This is a genomic window from Salmonella sp. SAL00653 (assembly GCF_046552515.1).
GTDB lineage: Bacteria > Pseudomonadota > Gammaproteobacteria > Enterobacterales > Enterobacteriaceae > Salmonella > Salmonella enterica.
The window spans coordinates 279,076-300,420 of sequence record NZ_JBGDTY010000001.1 but is presented as its reverse complement, the minus strand read 5'-3'; the positions used below and the strand labels follow the sequence as shown (position 1 = coordinate 300,420).

Below are 21,345 nucleotides of genomic sequence, written 5' to 3'. Positions count from 1 at the left end.
AAAAAGAAGAAATAGTGCTATCAGCTTTAATCTCAGCGGTTTACTTTTTATGTAAATACAATGTCACGTTTTATAGAGCAGACATCGCGCGATTGTCATGGTATTGTTGCTATCAGGTAAAAAAGTCATCTGTAAAGGACAATACTATGATCATGATGAAGCTGAAATCGGCGAAGGGGAAAAAATTTCTGTTATGCCTGCTGGCAGTGTTTATCGTTGCGGCATCGGTGGTAACGCGCGCGACTATCGGCGGTGTGATTGAGCAGTATCATATTCCACTGTCCGAGTGGACAAGCTCTATGTATGCCATTCAGTCGGCAATGATTTTCGTTTACAGTCTGGTGTTCACTATTCTGCTGGCGATTCCTTTGGGGATCTATTTCCTCGGCGGAGATGAGTAACAGGAATAGGGTATTGGCCGGATGGCAGCGCCATCCGGCAGGACGCAAGAGGGATTAATCGTCCTCGTCGTCCAGTTCAACCGGTGTTTGATACTCATCAGGCTTAATGACTAACAGGTCGCAGCGCAGATGGTCAATGACCTGTTCGGCCGTGTTCCCCAAAAACGCGGCCGAGAGTCCGGTACGTCCAACGGTGCCAAGCACAACGATCCCCGCCTGGAGATGTTCGGCAAGATCCGGGATAACTTCTTCCGGCAAACCTTTTCCTACATGCGTAACTTTTTCATCGATGCTGAATTTCTGGCGCAGCGCTTTCATCGCCAGTAAATGCTGGCCTCTGATGGCGTCGTTATACACGCTGGGATCAAATTCCGGCAGCTCAATGGCGATATTGATTGGCGTAACGGGGTAGGCGCCGACCAGGTGTACTTCGGTATGATTAACCTGCTCCGCCAATTGTAAGGTCTCTTTTACCAGCTTTTCGTTGAGAGCATTGTGATAGGGCTCTTCGCTTGCCAGGTTCACGGCGACCAGGGCTTTGCCGCCTTCTGGCCACGGCTGATCTTTGACCATCCACACGGGGCTTGGGCATTTACGCAGCAAATGCCAGTCGGTAGGGGTAAAAATGACCGCTTCCAGTCGATCGTGCTGATGCGCCATTTTCAACACCAGATCGTGACTGCCGGCGATAACCTCCTGGATGATGGCCTCAAAGGGACGATTGTGCCAGACCACTTTAATTTCAATGGGGACACCGGCTTCAAGATAATATTTCGCCTGCTCACGTATCCAGGCTGTGCGTTGACTTATTACGCCCTGACGCATTGCGGTGCGTTCGTCAGGAGAAAGCAGGGTGGTCATCTCATACGAGAAATCGTAAATAGGCAGGAAAGCTTTAATTTTGCCGCCAATCCGTTGATGCAAATAAACTGCTCGCCGTAATGCGGGTTGGTCGTCCTGATTGGGATCGATGACCACCAGCATATTTTGATACATAGCCATACAGGGTCTCCTTACAACTGTCATCGCAGTTTGTAACTAAAGAGTAACTCAAATATGGTGAATGAAACAGAGGAAGCGCTTCTGCCAGATCAATAAATGAGAAAAATTTAACGATATGGCAGAAGATAACATCAATGGTTTGGCTGACGTTTAAGCGACGTTGCGGGTATGACCGGCGAGGGCCGCCAGCGCATCGCTGTTTTCAATAGTAATATACTTACCTTTCACCGCCAGCATACCGCTTTTCTGGAAACGCCCCAGCAGACGGCTAATGGTTTCGACCGTTAAGCCCAGATAGTTGCCGATATCGCCACGGGTCATCGTCAGGCGGAATTCACGCGGTGAAAAACCACGCTGCGCAAAGCGGCGGGACAGGTTGTAAATAAACGCAGCCAGACGTTCTTCGGCGTTTTTCTTCGACAATAACAGAATCATATCCTGATCGCCTTTAATTTCACCGCTCATCAGACGCATCATTTGCTGACGCAGGTTAGGCATTTTGCCGGACAGGTCATCCAGTGTCTCAAAGGGTATTTCACATACCATTGAGGTTTCCAGCGCCTGTGCAAAGCTCGGATGATGACCGCTGCCAATGGCGTCAAAACCCACCAGGTCGCCTGCTAAATGGAATCCAGTAATCTGCTCATCGCCTTGCTCGGTAATGGTGTAGCTCTTAATCGTTCCGGAGCGGATAGCATAGAGCGATTTCAATTCATCACCTGCTTTAAACAGAGTTTGCCCTTTCTGAATGGGCTTTTTGCGCTCGATGATATTATCAAGCTGATCAAGCTCATGCTCGTTAAGTGTGAACGGGATGCAAAGCTGGCTGATACTGCAATCCTGGCAATGGATAGCACAACCGCCAGACTGAATGCGCCGTATAATTCGCTTTTCCGGGATCATAGGTCTGCTCAAGCCGTAATTGATATTTGTCAATTTTAACATCTTTTTGGTGAGCGCGTAAGTCTGAGCTATCCCGGAGAAGGAATAATTCAAGTATAAGTTTGATGAATACTTTTATCTATTTGAAAACACGTAATTTATTTGTTGTTGCTTTACATAAAAGTGTGACCGATAAGGCACTTTTTGCCTGTATTTTCATAATAAAAGATAGCCTTCATGGCGTAATAGCCACTCTTTTCGCTGCACGCCGCCTGCGTATCCGGTCAGAGTGCCGTTACGCCCAATGACGCGATGGCAGGGAACAACAATACTGATGGGGTTAGCGCCATTCGCAGCACCGACTGCGCGTGCGGCGCCCGGTCGTCCCAGTTGCGCCGCCAGCTGACCATAGTGCATCACCTGCCCGCAGGGGATAGCGCGCAACGCCTGCCATACTTCCCGTTGAAAAGGTGTGCCCCCCGTGGCGGTTTCCAGGGTATCAATTACGGCGAGATTGCCTGCAAAATAATCTGCAAGCTTATCGCTGAGTCCACCGGGGTTAGTCGCAGAAACGCGTTCATAGCCTTCGTGACGGTAGTGGATATTTAGCAGTTGTTCCATACGATCGCGGTACTGTTCCCACTCAATGGCCCGCAGTTGAAACTGCTCATCGCAAACCACCCATAACGGACCTAATGGCGTGGCTATCTTCTCTTCAAGTAATCTCAGCATCCGTTCTCTCACATCGTCTTAATCTAACGTAAGAGACAAGATATCATGCCAGGAATACCCGCAACCATACTCCTTAAAAGATAGTCAGGGATAACACATTTAGCGACAGTAATATCGTTGGCGGAGAAAAAGAGAGCCGGGCGAGGCGGTTAATTGCCTGACATTGTCGCTGTTATTGGAAATAACTGTAAACCGTTGTCGCTATAACAGGGCGCGGTTATGATAACGGCAGTCGCAAAAACGCTGGAGGATGAACCATGAACCTTGACGATAAAGCGCTGTTTCTTGACGCCATGGAGGATGTCCAGCCGCTGAAACGCCATACTGATGTACACTGGCAGCCAACGCGTAATCTTAAAACGCCCCAGCGTATCGACACGCTTCAACTTGATAATTTCCTGACGACGGGCTTTCTGGATATTCTGCCGCTGAATGAACCGCTGGAATTTCGTCGGGAAGGATTGCAGCAGGGTGTCATCGACAAGTTACGCAGTGGGAAATACCCTCAGCAGGCCAGCCTCAATTTGTTACGCCAGCCGGTCGAAACGTGCCGAAAAATGCTGTTTCGTTTTATCCTGGAGGCGCAGAAAGAGGGGTTGCGTAATGTCCTGATCATTCATGGTAAAGGGCGAGAGGCGAAGTCGCATGCCAATATCGTCCGAAGCTATGTGGCCCGCTGGTTGACAGAGTTTGAGGATGTACAGGCTTATTGTTCGGCGCTGCCGCACCATGGCGGCGGCGGGGCATGTTATGTTGCGTTACGTAAAACGGTGCAGGCTAAACAGGATAACTGGGAGCGCCATGCGAAGCGTAGTCGGTAAATCGTTGCCGCTGGCGGACAGGACCGCCAGCGCAAGCTCGCGCGAACCCGATTTTATGCCTGATGCTCAGGATTCTGCAAAAGTACGGGCGATAACGCTGTCCGCGGTAATAACACGGAGAAACAGTCATTCGCTTATTTAAGCGTCTATTAAAATATACTGGCTTTCGACTTAACTATTAAGCAGAAAATGGTGATAAGTACATCACTTGTCAATATGGATGGATGAATATTCTGGCATAGCGAATATAGGTGATTTTATCTGTTGCACTAAGGGAAATGGCGATGGTCTGGTATTGAATATGGAGAATGTCAAAGAAACGAATGGCAATAGATATCTGAAATGCTATAAAAATAAAACCTGTCTCCTATCCTGGTTGTAGGCCGTCAAAAATGTTGAGAAATATCAGCGTCAGGACATGCATTATTCTATTCATGGTATGTACGTTTCTTTTGGTGGATACTTTACAAATAGCTTTTCTGCACGATCTCCCTATTTTAATTACGTGTAATATTATTTATCTGATCTCGTCATTACTGCTTTGGTGGTATATGACCTGCTATCTGGTTGTGCCGATTAATACCGTGAAGAAAAGTATTGAAGAGGTCGCAGCAGGAAACTTGTCTATTCATATCTCCGAATTTGGCAATAATTGCGCCGGGCGACTCATCCCCGGGATTAATAGCCTGTCGGAGAATATTTCCGCGCTGGTACGTGAAATCAGATCCTCTTCGCAAACGGCAATGACCCTTTCCGAACAACTGGCGGCGCGCAGTCTGTCGCTATCCGTAAAGACGGAACAGCAGTCGGCCTCGTTAATTCAAACTGCCGCCAGTATGGATGAAATGGCGGCGAGTACCAAAAACAATGCGGATAATACCCGAATGGCGAGCATACAGGCGGATTGTGCAACCCAATGCGCCCGTAAAGGCGGTGAATTAATGGTGCGGGTTACAGAAAATATGCGTTCTATTACCGACTGTGCCTCGCAGATGACGGAGATTATATCATTGATTGACGGTATCGCATTCCAGACTAATATTCTGGCGCTTAACGCGGCGGTAGAGGCTGCGCGGGCGGGCGATCATGGAAAAGGTTTCTCCGTGGTGGCTGGGGAAGTGCGTAATCTGGCGCATCGTAGCGCCGAGGCGGCAAAAAATATCAAGGCGCTGATCGACGTTACGCATGACAATGTGCGGCAGGGGGCCGCCATAGTGCAGGAGGCTGAAAAAAATATGCAGGAGATTGTTGGCGGTTCCGGGCAATTAAACGTGCTGATGAGTGAAATTTCCACCACCACGCGGGAGCAGGAAAAAGGCATTAACCAGATAACACTGGCGTTGAGCGATCTGGAAAGCACAACCCATAGCAATGTCTTAATGGTTGAAGCGCTATCTGCTTCTTCGGATGTTTTAAAGGCGCAGGTGATCGAGTTACAGACTAAAACCGACAAATTTCGTTTAAGCTAGCCGGGTTACAGTGAACATGCGCTGTCGCGCTCTCATGTATCACCTCTTTCGACCATCACCAGGCGCGGCTAGGCCTGATAATACATGTTTGGTAAGCGCCTGTTGCTAAGGCGCTTTTTTCGCAGGTTCCCGTAATTCTTTTTGCGCAATGAGAAAATGAGAGATTGCTTAACCTTTCCCGAAAGCTAGACTAACGGCATCAGAGTTGTAACGTGGAGGCGCTGTGGAAGCCATTAAGGGATCGGATGTGAACGTGCCGGATGCCGTTTTCGCATGGCTACTGGATGGTCATGGTGGAGTAAAACCGCTCGAAGATAATGATGTGATCGATAGTCAGCATCCCTGTTGGCTACATCTTAATTATACCCACCCGGACAGCGCCCGCTGGTTGGCTTCAACGCCTTTACTCCCCAATAACGTGCGTGATGCGCTGGCTGGTGAAAGCTCGCGCCCGCGCGTAAGTCGTATGGGGGAAGGGACGCTCATTACGCTGCGCTGTATTAATGGCAGTACTGACGAACGCCCGGATCAATTAGTGGCAATGCGTTTATATATGGACGAGCGATTCATTGTGTCTACCCGTCAGCGAAAGGTTCTGGCGCTCGACGATGTGGTCAGTGATTTGCAGGAGGGCACCGGGCCCGTAGATTGCGGCGGCTGGTTAGTAGATGTGTGCGATGCGTTAACCGATCACGCCAGTGAATTTATTGAAGAGCTACACGATAAAATTATCGATCTGGAAGATAATCTTCTCGACCAGCAAATCCCACCGCGCGGTTTCCTCGCATTGCTACGTAAACAGCTAATTGTTATGCGCCGCTATATGGCGCCGCAGCGCGACGTCTATGCCCGGCTTGCGAGTGAACGGCTGCCGTGGATGAGCGACGATCACCGGCGAAGAATGCAGGATATCGCCGACAGGCTGGGAAGGGGGTTGGATGAAATTGACGCTTGTATCGCGCGTACTGGCATCATGGCGGATGAAATTGCCCAGGTAATGCAGGAGTCTCTGGCGCGCAGAACTTATACCATGTCGCTTATGGCGATGGTTTTTCTGCCCAGCACCTTTTTAACAGGGTTATTTGGCGTTAACCTGGGCGGTATTCCTGGCGGCGGATGGCGGTTCGGCTTTTCTCTGTTTTGTATTCTGTTAGTTGTCCTGATCGGTGGTGTTACTTTATGGTTGCATCGCAGTAAATGGTTGTAACAAAAGCGCTTTTCAGACCATTTCGAATGAAAAAACGCCGAGAAATTTGAGCGAAGTCAATAAACCATCTACCTATTCGGGGCAATATCTCTCTCGCAGGTGAATGCAACGTCAAGCGATGGGCGTTGTGCTCCATATTGTCTTACTTCCTTTTTTGAATTACTGCATAGCACAATTGATTCGTACGACGCCGGCTTAGATTAGTCGGCTTTTTTTTTGCCTGTAGGATATCAGCGTCTACCCTTTAAGAGTCTGAATGACATTCTGGAGGGTAATATGAGCTGTCTTTTGACCTTATTATATCTACACTCGTCCTTGTCGGACCCGATTCCCACTGACCCTGTTCCCATTCCTGAGCCGCTTCCCCGTCCTCAGCCGATGCCCGACCCGCCGCCGGACGAAGAACCGATTAAAATGTCGCATCAAACGTCCGGATCTGCGAGGATACGCGCCTGCTGACTATGAGTCGTTACCGCGAGAGTAAATTGTGACCGCTTTTTCAACCCTGAATGTTTTGCCCGCCGCACAGCTCAATAACCTTACTGAGCTGGGCTATCTTGAGATGACGCCTGTTCAGGCCGCAGCATTACCCGTCATTCTGGCGGGTAATGATGTGCGTGTGCAGGCCAGGACCGGTAGCGGTAAAACGGCGGCGTTTGGTCTTGGGCTCTTGCATCGAATTGATGTCACTCTGTTCCAGACACAGGCATTAGTGCTGTGCCCGACGCGGGAGCTGGCGGATCAGGTAGCCGGGGAGTTACGTCGCCTGGCCCGTTTTCTGCCAAATACCAAAATTCTGACCTTGTGTGGCGGGCAGCCCTTTGGCGCACAGCGCGACTCGCTTCAGCACGCTCCGCATATCATTGTCGCGACGCCGGGGCGCCTGCTGGATCATTTACAAAAAGAAACCGTATCGCTGGATGCGCTGCACATTCTGGTAATGGATGAAGCAGACCGAATGCTGGACATGGGATTCAGTGACGCCATTGATGAGGTGATCCGCTTTGCGCCTGCGACGCGCCAGACGTTGTTGTTTTCAGCAACCTGGCCTGAGGCCATTGCGGCGATTAGCGGTCGTGTACAGCAGCAGCCAATACGTATTGAAATCGATACGGTAGATGCGCTACCGGCTATCGAACAACAGTTCTTCGAAACGTCTGCGCATGAAAAAATTTCGCTGCTACAAACGTTGCTTAGCCAGCATCAGCCAGCGTCCTGCGTGGTATTTTGCAATACCAAAAAAGATTGTCAGGCCGTTTGTGATGCGCTTAATGCGGTAGGACAAAGCGCGTTGGCGCTCCACGGCGATCTGGAACAACGCGACCGCGACCAGACGTTGGTGCGTTTTGCAAATGGTAGCGCGCGCATTCTGGTTGCCACCGACGTTGCCGCGCGAGGATTAGACATTAAATCGCTCGAACTGGTGGTTAACTATGAACTGGCCTGGGACCCGGAGGTGCATGTCCACCGTATTGGCCGTACGGCGCGCGCGGGAAGTAGCGGTCTGGCGATCAGTTTCTGCGCGCCGGAAGAGGCGCAGCGGGCAAATATTCTTTCAGAAATGCTGCAACTCAAACTGAACTGGCTGAATGCGCCCGCCCGGCAGTCGTTGCTTCCTCTGGCCGCAGAGATGGCTACCCTATGTATTGACGGCGGCAAAAAAGCGAAAATGCGTCCGGGAGATATTTTAGGCGCGCTGACCGGCGATATTGGATTAGACGGGGCGGATATCGGCAAAATTAATGTGCATCCAATGCACGTTTACGTCGCCGTACGTCAAGCAGTAGCGCAAAAAGCCTGGAAGCAGTTGCAAAACGGGAAGATCAAAGGCAAGTCATGCCGGGTACGGCTATTAAAATGATCGATAGCATGGCGTCTCAGCGGAGTGCTGAGACGCCTGCAGATTATTTCACTTCGATAACATCAAGCCGCAACGCCTCTAAGGAGGTGTCATCTTCTTCCGGCTGCCAGCCAGCGGGCTGCAAGGGAATCTCTTCACGATCGAACGCTAAATCGCCGCCGTCGACGACCTCGGAACCGTGAGTGATTCCTTTGAAATCGAACAGGTTAGTGTCACAAAGGTGAGACGGCACGACATTCTGCATGGCGCTAAACATCGTTTCGATCCGTCCTGGATAGCGCTTATCCCAGTCGCGTAGCATGTCGGCAATCACCTGGCGTTGCAGGTTGGGTTGCGAACCGCACAGATTACAAGGAATGATAGGGAAGGCTTTGGCCTCAGCAAAACGGACAATATCTTTCTCGCGGCAGTAAGCCAGCGGGCGAATCACGATATGTTTGCCGTCATCGCTCATCAGCTTCGGCGGCATCCCTTTCATTTTTCCGCCATAGAACATATTCAGAAACAGGGTTTGCAGAATATCGTCGCGGTGGTGGCCCAGGGCGATTTTGGTCGCGCCCAGTTCAGTCGCCGTACGATACAGGATACCCCGACGCAAACGCGAGCACAGCGAGCAGGTGGTTTTTCCTTCCGGAATCTTCTCTTTCACAATGCCGTAGGTGTTTTCTTCGACGATTTTATATTCTACGCCCAGCGGCTCAAGGTAGGCTGGCAGGATATGTTCCGGGAAACCTGGCTGCTTTTGATCGAGGTTGACGGCGACCAGTGAAAAATTGATCGGGGCGCTTTGCTGCAAATTACGTAAAATTTCCAGCATCGTATAGCTATCTTTGCCGCCAGAAAGGCAAACCATAATGCGATCGCCTTCTTCAATCATATTAAAATCGGCAATCGCTTCGCCAACGTTACGGCGCAGGCGCTTTTGCAACTTGTTGAGGTTGTATTGCTCTTTCTTTGTATTCTTTTGAATTTCTTGCATTATTTCAGTTCTCTGGTACTAAATGGGGCAAATTGGGGGCAAACTTTGCAATTACGATAACCGCGCATTCAACATCGCTACTTGTTCGTCGTTCATGTCATCAATCCACATACCGTAAATTTCATACACCATCTGCGCAGTTTCATGCCCCATTTGGCTGGCGATAAATGCCGGGTTCGCTCCTGCCGTCAACAGCCAGCAGGCAAAAGTATGTCGCGTATGGTACGGATTACGGCGACGAATGCCAGCACGTTTTTATGGCAAGATACGCAATGGTTCAAAAGCGTCTTTATTCTGTCATCCGTATTACTTAAGATATCATCACGACCCGAAAAATATTGGAACGAAGAGATGTATGACTAAAGAAGCTGTAATCTTTCTATTTATCGCCATCGTGGTAGAAGTTATCGCCACGATCTCATTAAAATTATCAGATAGTTTTACGCGTCTGGTACCGAGCCTCGTTACTATCATCGGATATTGTATTGCGTTCTGGTGTCTTACCATCCCAATGCGAACCATCCCTGCGGGTATCATTTATGCTATTTGGTCTGGGGTAGGGATTGTTCTTATTGGATTGATAGGATGGTTATTTCTCGGCCAAAAACTGGATATGCCGGCTATTATTGGCATGTTGCTTATCATCTGCGGCGTAATCGTAATCAATCTGTTTTCAAAAAGTGTCAGTCACTAGGCGATGATGATTGATTTGAGCCCGCACTCTCTTATGCGGGCTCGGGTATTTAGCGTACCACCAGTACGGAGCATTCCGCATGACGCACAACGGCTGCGGCGTTGGAACCCAACAGATAGGTAGTAATATCCGGGCGATGCGAGGCGATAATCACCATATCGGCCGGTAATTTTTTTGCCATTTCCAGAATCTTATCTTTAGGAGAGCCTTCTGCAACGTGCGCCTGCACGCGGTCCGCGGGAAGGTTGAATTTCTTGATAATCGCTTCCAGTTGAGATTTGGCTTCGGCTTTCAAATCGTCCATTGCGGGAAGCTCTGCTGAATAAGCCAGTCCCAGTGAAGCGTAATAGGGCAAAGACGGGATTACAGTCAAAAAGTGCACTTTAGCGTCGTCAATCTTTGCTTCAGCTTCAACATGCGAAATTACGCGTTGAGTTAATTCTGAATCTGAAATATCGATGGGTACAAGAATCGTTCTGTTCATAAAACCTCCTGTTTAAGTATCCACTGAAATTCTACTCCCTAAAGGAACTTTATGTACAATGACATACGTCACATTTTAGGTGCTGCTCCACGATACTCTGCGGGGACTGCCTACAGGGGAGGGCGACGTAATATTACGCGTATTCCACGTAAATAATCAGCGAGTTGACGTTAAAACGTTATTTCTGCCTTGTCAGGAAAGACCTAAAAAGAGATGTTACCGTTTAATTCAATAATTAATGAAATAATTCGCAGTGAAATAGATATAATTTATACGAATGCTTTTGGGGGTATTATACGAAATAAAAATTATACAATATCATTCGGTTACGATATTCTACGCCTGTTATATGCCTTTATTGTCACATATTCATTTTGTCGCTGGGCCATTGCGTTAACCTTTGCTTTCCAGCGTATAAATTGACAAGCCCGAACGGATGTTCGGGCTTTTTTTGTTTCCAGGTTAATCCTTAGAATATTTTTTAATCTGCGCCGGTTTTTTCCGCTTTTCCTGCCAGCAAGGCAAGAAAGTCATAGCGTTTTTGCAAATCCAATGCGGCATCTCGCCATAATTGTTCAGCTACTTCAGGCTGTTGCGCATTCAGGCGACGGAAACGCTGTTCATTAAGCAACGTTTCCGCCAGGGCATCAGACGGTGGCCGAGAGTCCAGCGCCAACGGCGGCTTGCCTTCATCCGCACGGCGGGGATCAAAGCGGTATAACGGCCAGAAACCGGTCGCCGTTAACTGGCGCATCTGGTCATGGCTTAGCGCCAGATCGTAACCATGTTCCTCACAGGGGCTATAGGCAATGATCAGCGACGGTCCTGGCCAGGCTTCGGCCTCCTGGATGGCTTTCACCGTCTGGTTTAACTGCGCGCCCAGCGAAATTTGCGCGACATAAACATGACCATACATCATCATGCTGACGCCAAGATCTTTACGGGCTTTACGCTTGCCATGTTCGCCAAACTTAGTGACGGCGCCAAGCGGCGTCGCCTTCGACGCCTGGCCGCCAGTATTGGAATAACACTGCGTATCCAGAACCAGAATATTGACATTCTCCGTCAGGCTTAACACATGGTCTAAACCGCCAAAGCCGATGTCGTATGCCCAACCATCGCCGCCAATCAGCCAGATTGATTTTTCTACCAGCGCATCAGCATCCTTTAACAGTTCCTCTGCGCCCGCAACCGATTTCAGATGTTGGCGTAATGCGGCGACCTGTTCACGCCGAACGTCAGGCGTTGCTTCGGCATGCAGCGCATCGTTTAATTCCGCCGGAATGCGATCGGCGAATTGCGCCAGTAAACGCATGACGCGCGCCCGGTGCTGATCCACACTCAGACGGAAACCGAGGCCAAATTCCGCGTTATCTTCAAATAGCGAATTCGCCCACGCCGGGCCGCGTCCGTTGGCATCGGTGGTATAAGGCGTAGAGGGTAAGTTACCGCCGTAAATAGAGGAACACCCCGTGGCGTTAGCGATTAACATTCTGTCGCCATATAACTGAGTCAGCAGTTTAATATACGGCGTTTCACCACAGCCGGAACAGGCGCCGGAATACTCAAACAGCGGCGTAATAAGCTGCGATGTGCGGATATCAATTCGTTCCAGTTTGCTGCGATCGATTTCCGGCAAGTCGAGGAAGAAGTCATAATTCACTTTCTCTTCTTCCACATGCTCAAGGCGCGACATCATGTTAATCGCCTTGATCTGTGGATTTTGCCGATCTTTAGCCGGGCAGACCTCTACGCATAAATTACAGCCAGTACAGTCTTCCGGCGCGACCTGCAGCACATATTTCTGGCCGCGCATATCGCGGGACTTCACGTCCAGCGAATGCAGACTGGCTGGCGCGTTCTCCATCGCCTGCGGGGAAACGACTTTCGCACGAATTGCCGAGTGAGGGCAGGCAGCGACGCAGTGATTACATTGTGTACACAGTTCCTCTTTCCAGACAGGAATCTCTTCGGCGATATTGCGTTTTTCCCAGCGGGTGGTGCCCATTGGCCATGTTCCGTCCGGCGGCAGGGCGGAAACAGGCAGTGCGTCGCCGAGGCCCGCCAACATGGCGGCGGTAACGGTTTTCACGAAATCCGGCGCGGCGTCGGAGACGACCGGCGGGCGATGCGCGCTGTGCGGATTAACCGCCTGCAACGGTACTTCCGCCAGCGATTCCTGCGCCAGAGCCAATGCCTGCCAGTTACGCTCAACCAGATCCTGACCTTTGCTGCTATAGCTTTTGGCAATCGCGCCCTGCAACTCAACCAGGGCGCTATCGCCCGGAAGAATATGCGTCAGGTGGAAGAAAGCCATTTGCATGACGGTATTGATGCGGGCGCCAAGTCCACATTCGCGGGCGATTTTCGCCGCGTTAACCACGTAAAAACGCGCCTTTTTCTGTTTCAACACCGCCTGAGCTTCTTGCGGCAGACGCGACCAGACCTCGTCGGCGCTGTACGGCGTATTAAGCAGAAAGATACCGCCGGGCTTCAGACGCTCCGCCATCTGATATTTATCGATAAACTGTAATTGATGGCAGCCGACAAAATCCGCCTGAGCAATTAAGTAAGCGGAACGAATGGGTTTTTCGCTGACGCGCAGGTGCGATACCGTGAGCCCGCCAGCTTTTTTAGAGTCATAAACGAAATAACCTTGCGCATACCACGGCGTAGAATTACCGATAATTTTAATATTATTTTTCGTGGCGGATACGCTACCGTCGCTTCCCAGACCGTAAAATAACGCTTCCAGTTTAGCGCTGCCGGGCAGGGTATTTTCCGGTAATGGCAGCGAGAGATTAGTGACGTCATCATAAATGCCCACCGTAAACCGTGGTTTGGGTTTTGCGCGGCCGAGTTCATTAAAGATCGCCAGTACGCACGCCGGGCCGAACTCTTTGGATGATAGCCCATAACGGCCGCCAATGGTGCGCGGCAACGTTTCGCGCTCGCCATTATTAAAGGCTTCCGCCAGTGCGGTCATCACGTCCAGATAAAGCGGCTCGGCCTGCGCGCCAGGCTCTTTGGTGCGATCCAGCACGGCGATAGCGCGAACGGTTTCCGGTAATGCCTGTAACAAATGTTTGGCGGAGAAGGGACGGAACAGACGGACTTTCAGAACGCCAACCTTTTCTCCGCGTATCAGTAGCTCGTCCACGACCTCTTCGCAGGTGCCGAGGGCGGAGCCCATCATAATAATGACCCGTTCAGCCTGGGGATGGCCATAATATTCAAATGGCTGGTACTGACGGCCTGTAGCATCGCCAAATGCCTTCATCGCCTCTTCAACATGATCATAAACGGCGTTGTACCACGGGTTGGTCGCTTCGCGAGACTGGAAGTAGGTGTCCGGATTCGCAGAAGTTCCACGAATCACCGGATGTTCCGGATTCAGCGCGCGGGCGCGGTGAGCGTCGATCTCCGCCTGCGGCATCAGGTTCAGAATGGTTTCATCCGTTAGCGGTATAATTTTGTTGATTTCATGCGATGTACGGAAGCCATCAAAAAAATGAATAAACGGAACGCGGCTTTTCAGCGTAGCCCTGTGCGCGATCAGCGCAAAATCCTGCGCTTCCTGAACGCTGGCGGCGCATAACATCGCGCAGCCTGTCTGGCGGACCGCCATCACATCGGAATGGTCGCCAAAAATAGAAAGCGCGTGTGTGGCGACGGTGCGCGCGGCAACGTGCAGTACAAACGGCGTGAGCTGCCCCGCCAGTTTATACAGTGTTGGAATCATCAGCAGCAGCCCCTGCGATGATGTAAATGACGTAGAAAGCGAACCGGTTTGTAACGCACCGTGAACGGCGGCGATCGCGCCGCCTTCCGACTGCATCTCTACCACACGCGGCGTATCGCCCCAGACATTTTTAAGCCCATTACCGGCCCAAGCATCCGCTTGTTCAGCCATTGTTGAACTGGGCGTAATCGGGTAAATGGCGATAACCTCGCTGGTACGGAACGCCACCGACGCTACCGCGCCATTACCGTCAATTGTTTGCATATGACACCCTTACATTGCGCAAAAAAGAGGGACACGCATAATCGTGAGCGCATCCTGTAGTTATCCTTTTATTTTAGCAAAGCCCTTCAAGCCCCATTTTCGCTTTTGTGTCCCTGGCGGGAGGAGAATGGCGATTTCTTGCCGAAAAGACGTAAAAAATTGCCAATAAATGTTAATGAAGCGCATAAATGCGCGCTTTGCCTCTCGACGCGTTAGTTTCTGCTGCCTATTATTTAGGGCGGTGTCGTTTGGATGAATAAACAGAGGGGAGAGAAATGCGCGCAGCGTTTTGGGTGGGATGTGCCGCGTTATTATTGTCGGCTTGCAGTAGCGAACCTGTTCAGCAGGCAACTGCGGCACATGTTTCGCCAGGGATGAAAGCGGCGATGTCCAGCGCCGGCGAAGCGAATTGCGCTATGATTGGCGGTTCGCTTTCAGCGGCCCGGCAGCTTGATGGTTCAGTAATTGGTATGTGCGCGCTACCCAACGGCAAACGTTGTAGCGAACAGTCGCTTGCCGCCGGAAGCTGCGGGAGTTATTAAGCGCGGCGTTTCGCCTGACGCGTATAACTTTTCACTTAATGGCTTAGTGCGCTAAATCCGCCAGTTTATACATTAGCGTTGTTTCTGCCGTCGCCAGCGTTAATTGGTTCGCGGTTAAATCGACCTGTGCGCCCTTGCTGAAGAGCTCGCTGAGGGTGCCGTCCAGCGCGTTAAGCTGTGGATCGGCGCACATCATTCGGGTCATCGCTAAATTTTTCACTTTTAATTCGCCGTCCGACAGTTTTCCTTCGCCGGTGAATTGATGGCACATTTTGCCGGATACCGTCATGTCCTCGCCAAAGCTGAGCTCCGGGCCGGTGACCGTTTTACCGTTTACGCTTTCCAGAACAAAGCGGTGGTGCTCCAGTTGCTCGCGTTTGACGGACACTTTTCCACTGCTCACACACCCTGTCATTATGATGCTCAGGGCGACCAGCGTGACGCTTTTCTTCATTGATATTCTCTGTAATCTGATAGTTAACACTGACTATAGTAATGATATGACCGGATAGATCTTCAGGGGTTATCCGAAAATGCTCCCCTGAGCGCAGGGGAGCGACAGGATTAGAACAGCGCGTTCGGGCAGGCTTCGCCCTTCTCAAGCTGGCTTAAGTTTTGTAACGTGGTTTCAGAGATGCTGATCAGCGCTTCTGCGGTCAGGAATGCCTGGTGCCCCGTAAACAGTACGTTATGGCAGGCCGACAGACGGCGGAAAACATCATCCTGGATAACATCGTTTGACTTATCTTCAAAGAACAGGTCGCGTTCGTTTTCATACACATCCATCCCCAGCGAGCCGATTTTCTGATTCTTCAGAGCTTCGATAGCCGCCTGGGAATCAATCAGCGCGCCACGACTGGTATTAATGACCATAACGCCATTTTTCATTTGGTCGAATGCCGCATGGTTCAGTAAATGGTAGTTTTCCGGCGTGAGCGGGCAGTGCAGGGAAATGACATCCGATTCGGCAAACAACGTTTGCAGATCCACATACTCGACGCCGAGATCAAGCGCGGCGGTGCTGGGATAGGGATCAAACGCCAGTAAACGCATTCCAAAGCCTTTCAGGATACGCAGCGCGGCGACGCCGATTTTACCGGTACCAATGACGCCAGCGGTTTTTCCGTGCATGGTAAAGCCGGTCAGTCCCTCAAGGGAAAAGTTAGCGTCGCGGGTGCGTTGATAAGCGCGGTGAATACGGCGGTTCAATGTCATCATCATGCCAATCGCATGTTCAGCGACGGCTTCCGGAGAATAAGCCGGCACGCGGACCACCTGCAAACCGAGCTCTTTAGCGGCATCCAGGTCGACATTATTAAATCCGGCGCAACGCAGCGCGATGTATTTCACGCCGTGTTTTTTCAGCTCTTCCAGTACCGGTCGGCTCCCGTCGTCATTCACGAAGATACAAACTGCTTCACATCCATTGGCGGTTTTCGCCGTTTTCTCGGTTAGCAGAAAATCAAAAAACTCCAGTTCAAAACCGAACGCTTCGTTCACTTGCTGTAGATATTTCTTGTCATACTGTTTGGTACTATAGACGGCGAGTTTCATATGACCTTCTCCAGTGATGTTTGAATCACACAAATATGCTTAAAATTATCTTACAAAAAATCAAAAATAATTGATAGTCATACATATAATGAATAATTTTAGGTTATCATTCTCCACAACGCCTCAAATAGTCGGAGGGCGGCCCTGCAACACGCATAACGTATCACCCGTTTGCAACATGAACTATTAGGCTATGTACGGGCAATCATGCCAAAATAAAGAGATAGCCGACTGAATTTTTCGTTAAATCAGGAAATTAATGGCCCATGAAGGGTAAATATAAAGCCGCCCTTGCGCTACTGTTACTGCTGATTCTTGTCCCTCTGACGCTACTGATGACCCTCGGGCTGTGGGTTCCCACTCTGGCGGGAATTTGGCTACCCGTCGGTACCCGTATCGCTCTGGAACAAAGTCCACGCCTGACACGTCATGGGTTAGTGATTCCCGATCTTCGCTATCTGGTCAATGATTGTTCGTTAGCGCATATTACCCAGGCGGAACTGACGCATCCCAGCCGTTGGTTGCTGAATATTAAAAGCCTCAAACTGGATACCGCATGCCTGGCGAAACTGCCGGCTTCGGAAGCTTCTCCCGCCGCGCCGCGTACGCTGGCGCAGTGGCAGTCAATGCTGCCCAATACCTGGATTAACATCGATAATGTCATTCTCGCGCCCTGGCCGGAATGGCAGGGCAAGCTGGCGATCTCCATGACGCCGGTCATTCAGCAGATACGTTATCAGGGCGAAAAAGTAAAATTTCAAGGGCAGCTACGCGGTCAGGCATTGACGGTGAGCCAACTGGAGATCGCCGCGCTGGCCAACCAGCCTCCCGTTAGCCTGGCGGGGGAGTTTATGTTGCCGCTGGTACCGGATGGCCTGCCGGTCAGCGGTCATGCGGCAGCGACCTTGCGTCTGCCGCAGGAACCGTCGCTGGTGGATGCGGAACTGGAGTGGCGTGATAACGCCGGACAGCTCATCGTGATGGCGCGAGGTAATCCTGACCCTATTCTCGATCTCCCCTGGGCGGTAACGCGTCAGCGGCTTACCATCAGCGATGGCCGCTGGAACTGGCCATATCAGGGATTCCCCTTGAGCGGACGTCTGGCTTTTAATATCGATAACTGGCAAGCCGGGCCGGATAATGCGCGAGTCAGCGGACGCCTGAATATTCTGACCCAGGGCGATGCCGGTAAAGCGAACGCTGTACTGACTATCGGCCCGGGAAAACTCAGCATGGATAGCAGTGAGATGCCTCTACAGCTTACCGGCGAGGCTAAACAGAAGGATTTAATCTTTTATGCCGTATTGCCCGCTATGTTCCGCGGCAGTCTGGCCGATCCGCAGCTCACCTTTGCACCTGGCGCATTGCTACGCTCGCGCGGACGGGTGATTGATGCGTTAGATATTGATGAAATTCGTTGGCCGCTGGCGGGCGTTAAGGTGACGCCGCGCGGCGTTGATGGCCGATTACAGGCTATTTTACGGGCGCACGAAAATGAGATGGGCGATTTCGTTCTTCATCTTGATGGCCTGGCGAATGATTTTCTCCCTGATGCTGGTCGCTGGCGGTGGCGCTATTGGGGGCAAGGAAGCTTTACGCCAATGCGCGCCCACTGGGATATTGCCGGACAGGGCGAATGGCATGATAACACCATCAGGTTGACCAGTTTGTCCACCGGTTTTGATCAGTTGCACTATGGCGCAATGACCGTCACATCGCCAAGACTGGCGCTGAATAAACCTATTGTCTGGGTTCGCGACGCCACAACGCCGTCGCTACAGGGCGCGCTGTCTCTGGAGGCGGGAAAAACCGTATTTACCAGCGGGAGCGTGCTGCCACCTTCTACCATTAATTTTAGCGTTGAAGGGCGCGAGCCAACCCTGTTCCAGTTTAAAGGCGACCTTCGGGCGGGGGCGATAGGGCCGGTACGGCTGAACGGGCGCTGGGATGGCGAACGCCTTCGCGGACAGGCCTGGTGGCCGAAGCAGTCGCTTATCGTTTTCCAGCCGTTGCTTCCACCGGACTGGAAAATGACGCTGCGCGAAGGCTCACTGTATGCGCAGGTGGCTTTTTCCGCTGCGCAGGGGCAGGGATTTGAAGCAGGTGGACACGGCGTGTTAAAGGGCGGTAGCGCCTGGATGCCGGATAACAAAATCAACGGCGTCGATTTCATTCTGCCATTTCGCTTCCACAACGGCGCGTGGCAATTGGGGACGCGCGGGCCCGTCTCGCTGCGTATCGCCGGGATAGTTAACCAGGTCACGGCGAAAAATATCACCGCTGATTTACAGGGCGGTTATCCCTGGAGCGAGTCGAATCCATTACTGCTAAGCGATGTCAGCGTAGACGTGCTGGGCGGTCAAATCATTATGAAACAGTTGCGAATGCCGCAGCACGACCCGGCGCTGTTACGGGTGCAAAATATTTCATCCAGCGAATTGATTAGCGCCATAAGTCCAAAGCAATTCGCCATGTCTGGTCCGGTTAGCGGCGCGCTGCCGCTGTGGCTGAACAATGAAAAATGGATAATCAAAGATGGCTGGCTTACGAATCCCGGGCCAATGACGTTGCGTATCGATAAAGATACTGCGGATGCGGTGGTGAAGGATAATGTTACGGCAGGCTCGGCGATCAACTGGCTACGTTATATGGAGATTACGCATTCGTGGACGAAAATTAACGTTGATAACCTGGGCGTACTAACGATGCAGGCGGCCATTACCGGCAAAAGCCGGGTAGATGGTAAAACCGCGATCGTTAACTTGAACTATACCCATGAAGAAAATGTGTTTACGCTGTGGCGCAGTTTGCGTTTTGGCGACAATTTACAGGCATGGCTTGAACAAAATACAGCATTGCCGCAACCTCCTTGCCGGAAAGACAAGGACTGTGAGGATAAATAATGAAAATGAGTATTGCCATGCTGTCAGCGCTTGCGTCATTTATCGTGGTGGGCTGCACGCCACGTATTGAAGTCGCCGCGCCGGAACAGCCGATTACCATCAACATGAATGTAAAGATCGAGCATGAAATACATATCAAAGTCGATAAAGATGTTGAAGAACTCCTGAAATCACGCAGCGATCTATTCTGAGGCCATAATGAAAAAGTATTTAATGCTATGGGTGCTGACGCTGAGCTTGCTCACACCTTCTGTGTGGGCCTTAACCCTGGACGAAGCGCGCACGCAGGGCCGGGTCGGGGAAACGCTGAATGGCTATCTGGTGGCCTTAAAGAATGATGCCGAAACCCAGAAACTGGTGCTTGATATTAATCATGCCCGCCGCGCCAGTTATCAGCAGTTAGCGGATAGCAATCATCTTCCCGTGGACGAGGTGGCGAAGATGGCAGGGCAAAAACTGGTTGAGCGCGCCAGACCGGGAGAATATGTCCAGGGAATTAATGGCAAATGGATGCGTAAATAACCGCTTCCCGACAATTTTTTTACCGCAAAATGCATTTTTATATGGGTAATTTCTGAATACGAAGGTCGTATTTACATTAGGCGAACTGGAAGGCTATTTCTATACTGTTGGCTGGTATCACTATTCGCGAGAGTAACCAGGTATGACGTCTGAAAAATTATCTGCTGCCTGCCATTGTGGCAGCGTCGTGTTTACCGTTCAACTTAGCGATGGCTTTCATACCGCCAGGCGCTGCAACTGTTCCTTTTGCAGGATGCGCGGAGCAGTGGCAGTGTCTGCGCCGCTGTCGGGTATTAAAGTGCTAAAAGGGCAGGATAAGCTTACCGAATATCGCTTCAATACGGGCAAGGCGGTGCATTTTTTCTGTTCGGTATGCGGGATATATACTTTTCATCAGCGTCGATCCAATCCCGATCAATATGGGGTCAATGTGGCGTGCATCGAAAATATGTCGCCTTTTGATTTCGCCTGCGTTGAAGTCAATGATGGGGTAACGCATCCCAGCGATGGCGGCAGTAGCGGCGTGGTAGGATATTTGCGCTACGAACCTAAGAAGTCACCTCCCGTCGAAACGGGAGGCAAAAATATTTAAGCGGCCACTACGCTGTCAATCGCGGCTTTTGCATCGGCCTGAGCTTTAGCCGCCACTTCCGGCCCGTAGGCGATGCCTTCGGCAAAGACAAAATTCACGTCGGTGATACCGATAAAACCAAGGAACACTTTCAGGTAAGGCGCAATCAAATCCGTCGGGGTGTCTTTATGGATACCGCCGCGGCTGGAGAGAACCACCGCGCGTTTGCCGGTTACCAGACCTTCCGGGCCTTTTTCGGTATAGCGGAAAGTGATACCAGCGCGGGCAATCAGATCAAAGTAGTTTTTCAGCTGCGTCGGGATATTGAAATTGTACATCGGTGCCGCAATAACGATGACGTCGTGGGCTTTCAGTTCAGCAATGAGTTCATCAGACAGCGCCAGAGCGTCCTGTTGACGTGGCGTTAAAGGCGCATCGCCCGGACGCATCGCGCCCACCAGCTCGCCATCCAGCACCGGAACAGGGGTGGCCGCCAGATCGCGGACAGTAATTTCATCTGCGACGTGTTTTTCGCGCCATTGTTCAATAAAATAGTCAGTCAACTGACCAGACTGAGAGTACCCTGCCAGAATACTGGATTTAAGAACTAATACCTTGCTCATGGGTGTTTCCTTTTATGTGTTTGAAGGGGCGTGCCCCGTTGCTTGTTGACACTTTATTCACAAATATGTCGCAGGGATAGCGCAATATATCG

At 51.0% G+C, this 21,345-nt stretch carries 21 protein-coding genes and 2 pseudogenes; 12 read left to right on the top strand and 11 right to left on the bottom strand.

Annotated elements, in window-relative coordinates; all coding sequences use genetic code 11:
• Positions 1–146 precede the first annotated feature (146 nt).
• Complete coding sequence (locus ACLJRU_RS01500) at positions 147–401, top strand: DUF2534 family protein (RefSeq protein WP_000605645.1); 255 nt, start codon at positions 147–149, stop codon at positions 399–401.
• A gap of 54 nt (positions 402–455) precedes the next feature.
• Here ACLJRU_RS01500 and uspE read toward each other — a convergent pair whose 3' ends face one another.
• From uspE to ogt, 3 genes are all read right to left on the bottom strand, one after another.
• On the bottom strand, positions 456–1,403 hold the full coding sequence (uspE, locus tag ACLJRU_RS01495; RefSeq protein ID WP_001540124.1) for a universal stress protein UspE: 948 nt from the start codon (positions 1,401–1,403) through the stop codon (positions 456–458).
• Positions 1,404–1,553: 150 nt separating this feature from the next.
• On the bottom strand, positions 1,554–2,306 hold the full coding sequence (fnr, locus tag ACLJRU_RS01490) for a fumarate/nitrate reduction transcriptional regulator Fnr (protein WP_000611914.1): 753 nt from the start codon (positions 2,304–2,306) through the stop codon (positions 1,554–1,556).
• 195 nt (positions 2,307–2,501) lie between these two features.
• On the bottom strand, positions 2,502–3,017 hold the full coding sequence (gene ogt, locus ACLJRU_RS01485) for a methylated-DNA--[protein]-cysteine S-methyltransferase (RefSeq protein ID WP_000945027.1): 516 nt from the start codon (positions 3,015–3,017) through the stop codon (positions 2,502–2,504).
• 257 nt (positions 3,018–3,274) lie between these two features.
• Between ogt and smrA the strand changes: the two genes are divergently transcribed.
• From smrA to dbpA, 4 genes and pseudogenes are all read left to right on the top strand, one after another.
• Complete coding sequence (gene smrA, locus ACLJRU_RS01480; RefSeq protein ID WP_001046799.1) at positions 3,275–3,838, top strand: DNA endonuclease SmrA; 564 nt, start codon at positions 3,275–3,277, stop codon at positions 3,836–3,838.
• A gap of 392 nt (positions 3,839–4,230) precedes the next feature.
• A pseudogene (locus tag ACLJRU_RS01475) lies at positions 4,231–5,379 on the top strand (methyl-accepting chemotaxis protein).
• A gap of 151 nt (positions 5,380–5,530) precedes the next feature.
• Positions 5,531–6,514 carry a zinc transporter ZntB gene (zntB, locus tag ACLJRU_RS01470; protein WP_000387365.1) on the top strand — a complete coding sequence of 328 codons (984 nt, stop codon included), beginning with the start codon at positions 5,531–5,533 and terminating at the stop codon, positions 6,512–6,514.
• 487 nt (positions 6,515–7,001) lie between these two features.
• The gene (gene dbpA / locus ACLJRU_RS01465; protein WP_000123688.1) at positions 7,002–8,375 is read left to right on the top strand and encodes an ATP-dependent RNA helicase DbpA; all 1,374 of its coding nucleotides are present in this window, start codon (positions 7,002–7,004) and stop codon (positions 8,373–8,375) included.
• Between the two features lie 43 nt (positions 8,376–8,418).
• On the opposite strand, the gene ttcA is transcribed toward dbpA, so the two are convergent.
• On the bottom strand, positions 8,419–9,354 hold the full coding sequence (ttcA, locus tag ACLJRU_RS01460) for a tRNA 2-thiocytidine(32) synthetase TtcA (protein WP_001156206.1): 936 nt from the start codon (positions 9,352–9,354) through the stop codon (positions 8,419–8,421).
• 51 nt (positions 9,355–9,405) lie between these two features.
• Positions 9,406–9,609: pseudogene (locus ACLJRU_RS01455) on the bottom strand (tyrosine-type recombinase/integrase); the annotation flags it as partial.
• On the opposite strand from ACLJRU_RS01455, the gene ACLJRU_RS01450 reads away from it, so the two are divergent.
• Entirely contained in the window at positions 9,565–9,717 is a 153-nt protein-coding gene (locus tag ACLJRU_RS01450) for a hypothetical protein (protein WP_000089155.1), read from the top strand. The pseudogene ACLJRU_RS01455 and the gene ACLJRU_RS01450 overlap by 45 nt on opposite strands.
• Positions 9,710–10,048, top strand: a complete 339-nt coding sequence (locus ACLJRU_RS01445) for an SMR family transporter (RefSeq protein WP_000159240.1) — start codon at positions 9,710–9,712, stop codon at positions 10,046–10,048. The genes ACLJRU_RS01450 and ACLJRU_RS01445 overlap by 8 nt, the downstream gene beginning before the upstream one ends.
• 49 nt (positions 10,049–10,097) lie before the next feature.
• Here the strand turns inward: ACLJRU_RS01445 and uspF are convergent, their stop codons facing one another.
• The 3 genes from uspF to ACLJRU_RS01430 all read right to left on the bottom strand — a co-directional run bounded on the left by uspF (position 10,098) and on the right by ACLJRU_RS01430 (position 14,898).
• Complete coding sequence (uspF, locus tag ACLJRU_RS01440) at positions 10,098–10,532, bottom strand: universal stress protein UspF (protein WP_001082296.1); 435 nt, start codon at positions 10,530–10,532, stop codon at positions 10,098–10,100.
• A 481-nt stretch (positions 10,533–11,013) separates the two neighbouring features.
• Positions 11,014–14,538, bottom strand: coding sequence for a pyruvate:ferredoxin (flavodoxin) oxidoreductase (nifJ, locus tag ACLJRU_RS01435; protein WP_001540115.1), 3,525 nt, complete (start codon positions 14,536–14,538; stop codon positions 11,014–11,016).
• 60 nt (positions 14,539–14,598) lie between these two features.
• Positions 14,599–14,898, bottom strand: coding sequence for a hypothetical protein (locus ACLJRU_RS01430; protein WP_023236705.1), 300 nt, complete (start codon positions 14,896–14,898; stop codon positions 14,599–14,601).
• On the opposite strand from ACLJRU_RS01430, the gene ACLJRU_RS01425 reads away from it, so the two are divergent.
• Positions 14,814–15,080 carry a DUF333 domain-containing protein gene (locus tag ACLJRU_RS01425; protein ID WP_001200680.1) on the top strand — a complete coding sequence of 89 codons (267 nt, stop codon included), beginning with the start codon at positions 14,814–14,816 and terminating at the stop codon, positions 15,078–15,080. The genes ACLJRU_RS01430 and ACLJRU_RS01425 overlap by 85 nt on opposite strands.
• A 43-nt stretch (positions 15,081–15,123) precedes the next feature.
• Here ACLJRU_RS01425 and hslJ read toward each other — a convergent pair whose 3' ends face one another.
• Both hslJ and ldhA read right to left on the bottom strand, forming a co-directional pair.
• Entirely contained in the window at positions 15,124–15,534 is a 411-nt protein-coding gene (gene hslJ, locus ACLJRU_RS01420; protein WP_187790630.1) for a heat shock protein HslJ, read from the bottom strand.
• Between the two features lie 110 nt (positions 15,535–15,644).
• Complete coding sequence (gene ldhA / locus ACLJRU_RS01415; protein WP_000762206.1) at positions 15,645–16,634, bottom strand: D-lactate dehydrogenase; 990 nt, start codon at positions 16,632–16,634, stop codon at positions 15,645–15,647.
• A gap of 266 nt (positions 16,635–16,900) precedes the next feature.
• Between ldhA and ACLJRU_RS01410 the strand changes: the two genes are divergently transcribed.
• From ACLJRU_RS01410 to ACLJRU_RS01395, 4 genes are all read left to right on the top strand, one after another.
• Positions 16,901–19,537 (top strand): YdbH family protein, encoded by a 2,637-nt coding sequence (locus ACLJRU_RS01410; protein ID WP_023234964.1) that lies wholly within the window; start codon positions 16,901–16,903, stop codon positions 19,535–19,537.
• On the top strand, positions 19,537–19,728 hold the full coding sequence (locus ACLJRU_RS01405; RefSeq protein WP_000784063.1) for a YnbE family lipoprotein: 192 nt from the start codon (positions 19,537–19,539) through the stop codon (positions 19,726–19,728). Before ACLJRU_RS01410 ends, ACLJRU_RS01405 begins: the two co-directional genes overlap by 1 nt.
• Before the next feature lie 7 nt (positions 19,729–19,735).
• Positions 19,736–20,059, top strand: a complete 324-nt coding sequence (locus ACLJRU_RS01400) for a YdbL family protein (protein ID WP_000760414.1) — start codon at positions 19,736–19,738, stop codon at positions 20,057–20,059.
• A gap of 142 nt (positions 20,060–20,201) precedes the next feature.
• Positions 20,202–20,651: a GFA family protein gene (locus ACLJRU_RS01395; RefSeq protein WP_001540112.1), complete on the top strand. Its 450-nt coding sequence runs from the start codon at positions 20,202–20,204 to the stop codon at positions 20,649–20,651.
• Here the strand turns inward: ACLJRU_RS01395 and azoR are convergent.
• Positions 20,648–21,253: an FMN-dependent NADH-azoreductase gene (gene azoR, locus ACLJRU_RS01390; RefSeq protein WP_001540110.1), complete on the bottom strand. Its 606-nt coding sequence runs from the start codon at positions 21,251–21,253 to the stop codon at positions 20,648–20,650. The genes ACLJRU_RS01395 and azoR overlap by 4 nt on opposite strands.
• Positions 21,254–21,345: the final 92 nt, after the last annotated feature.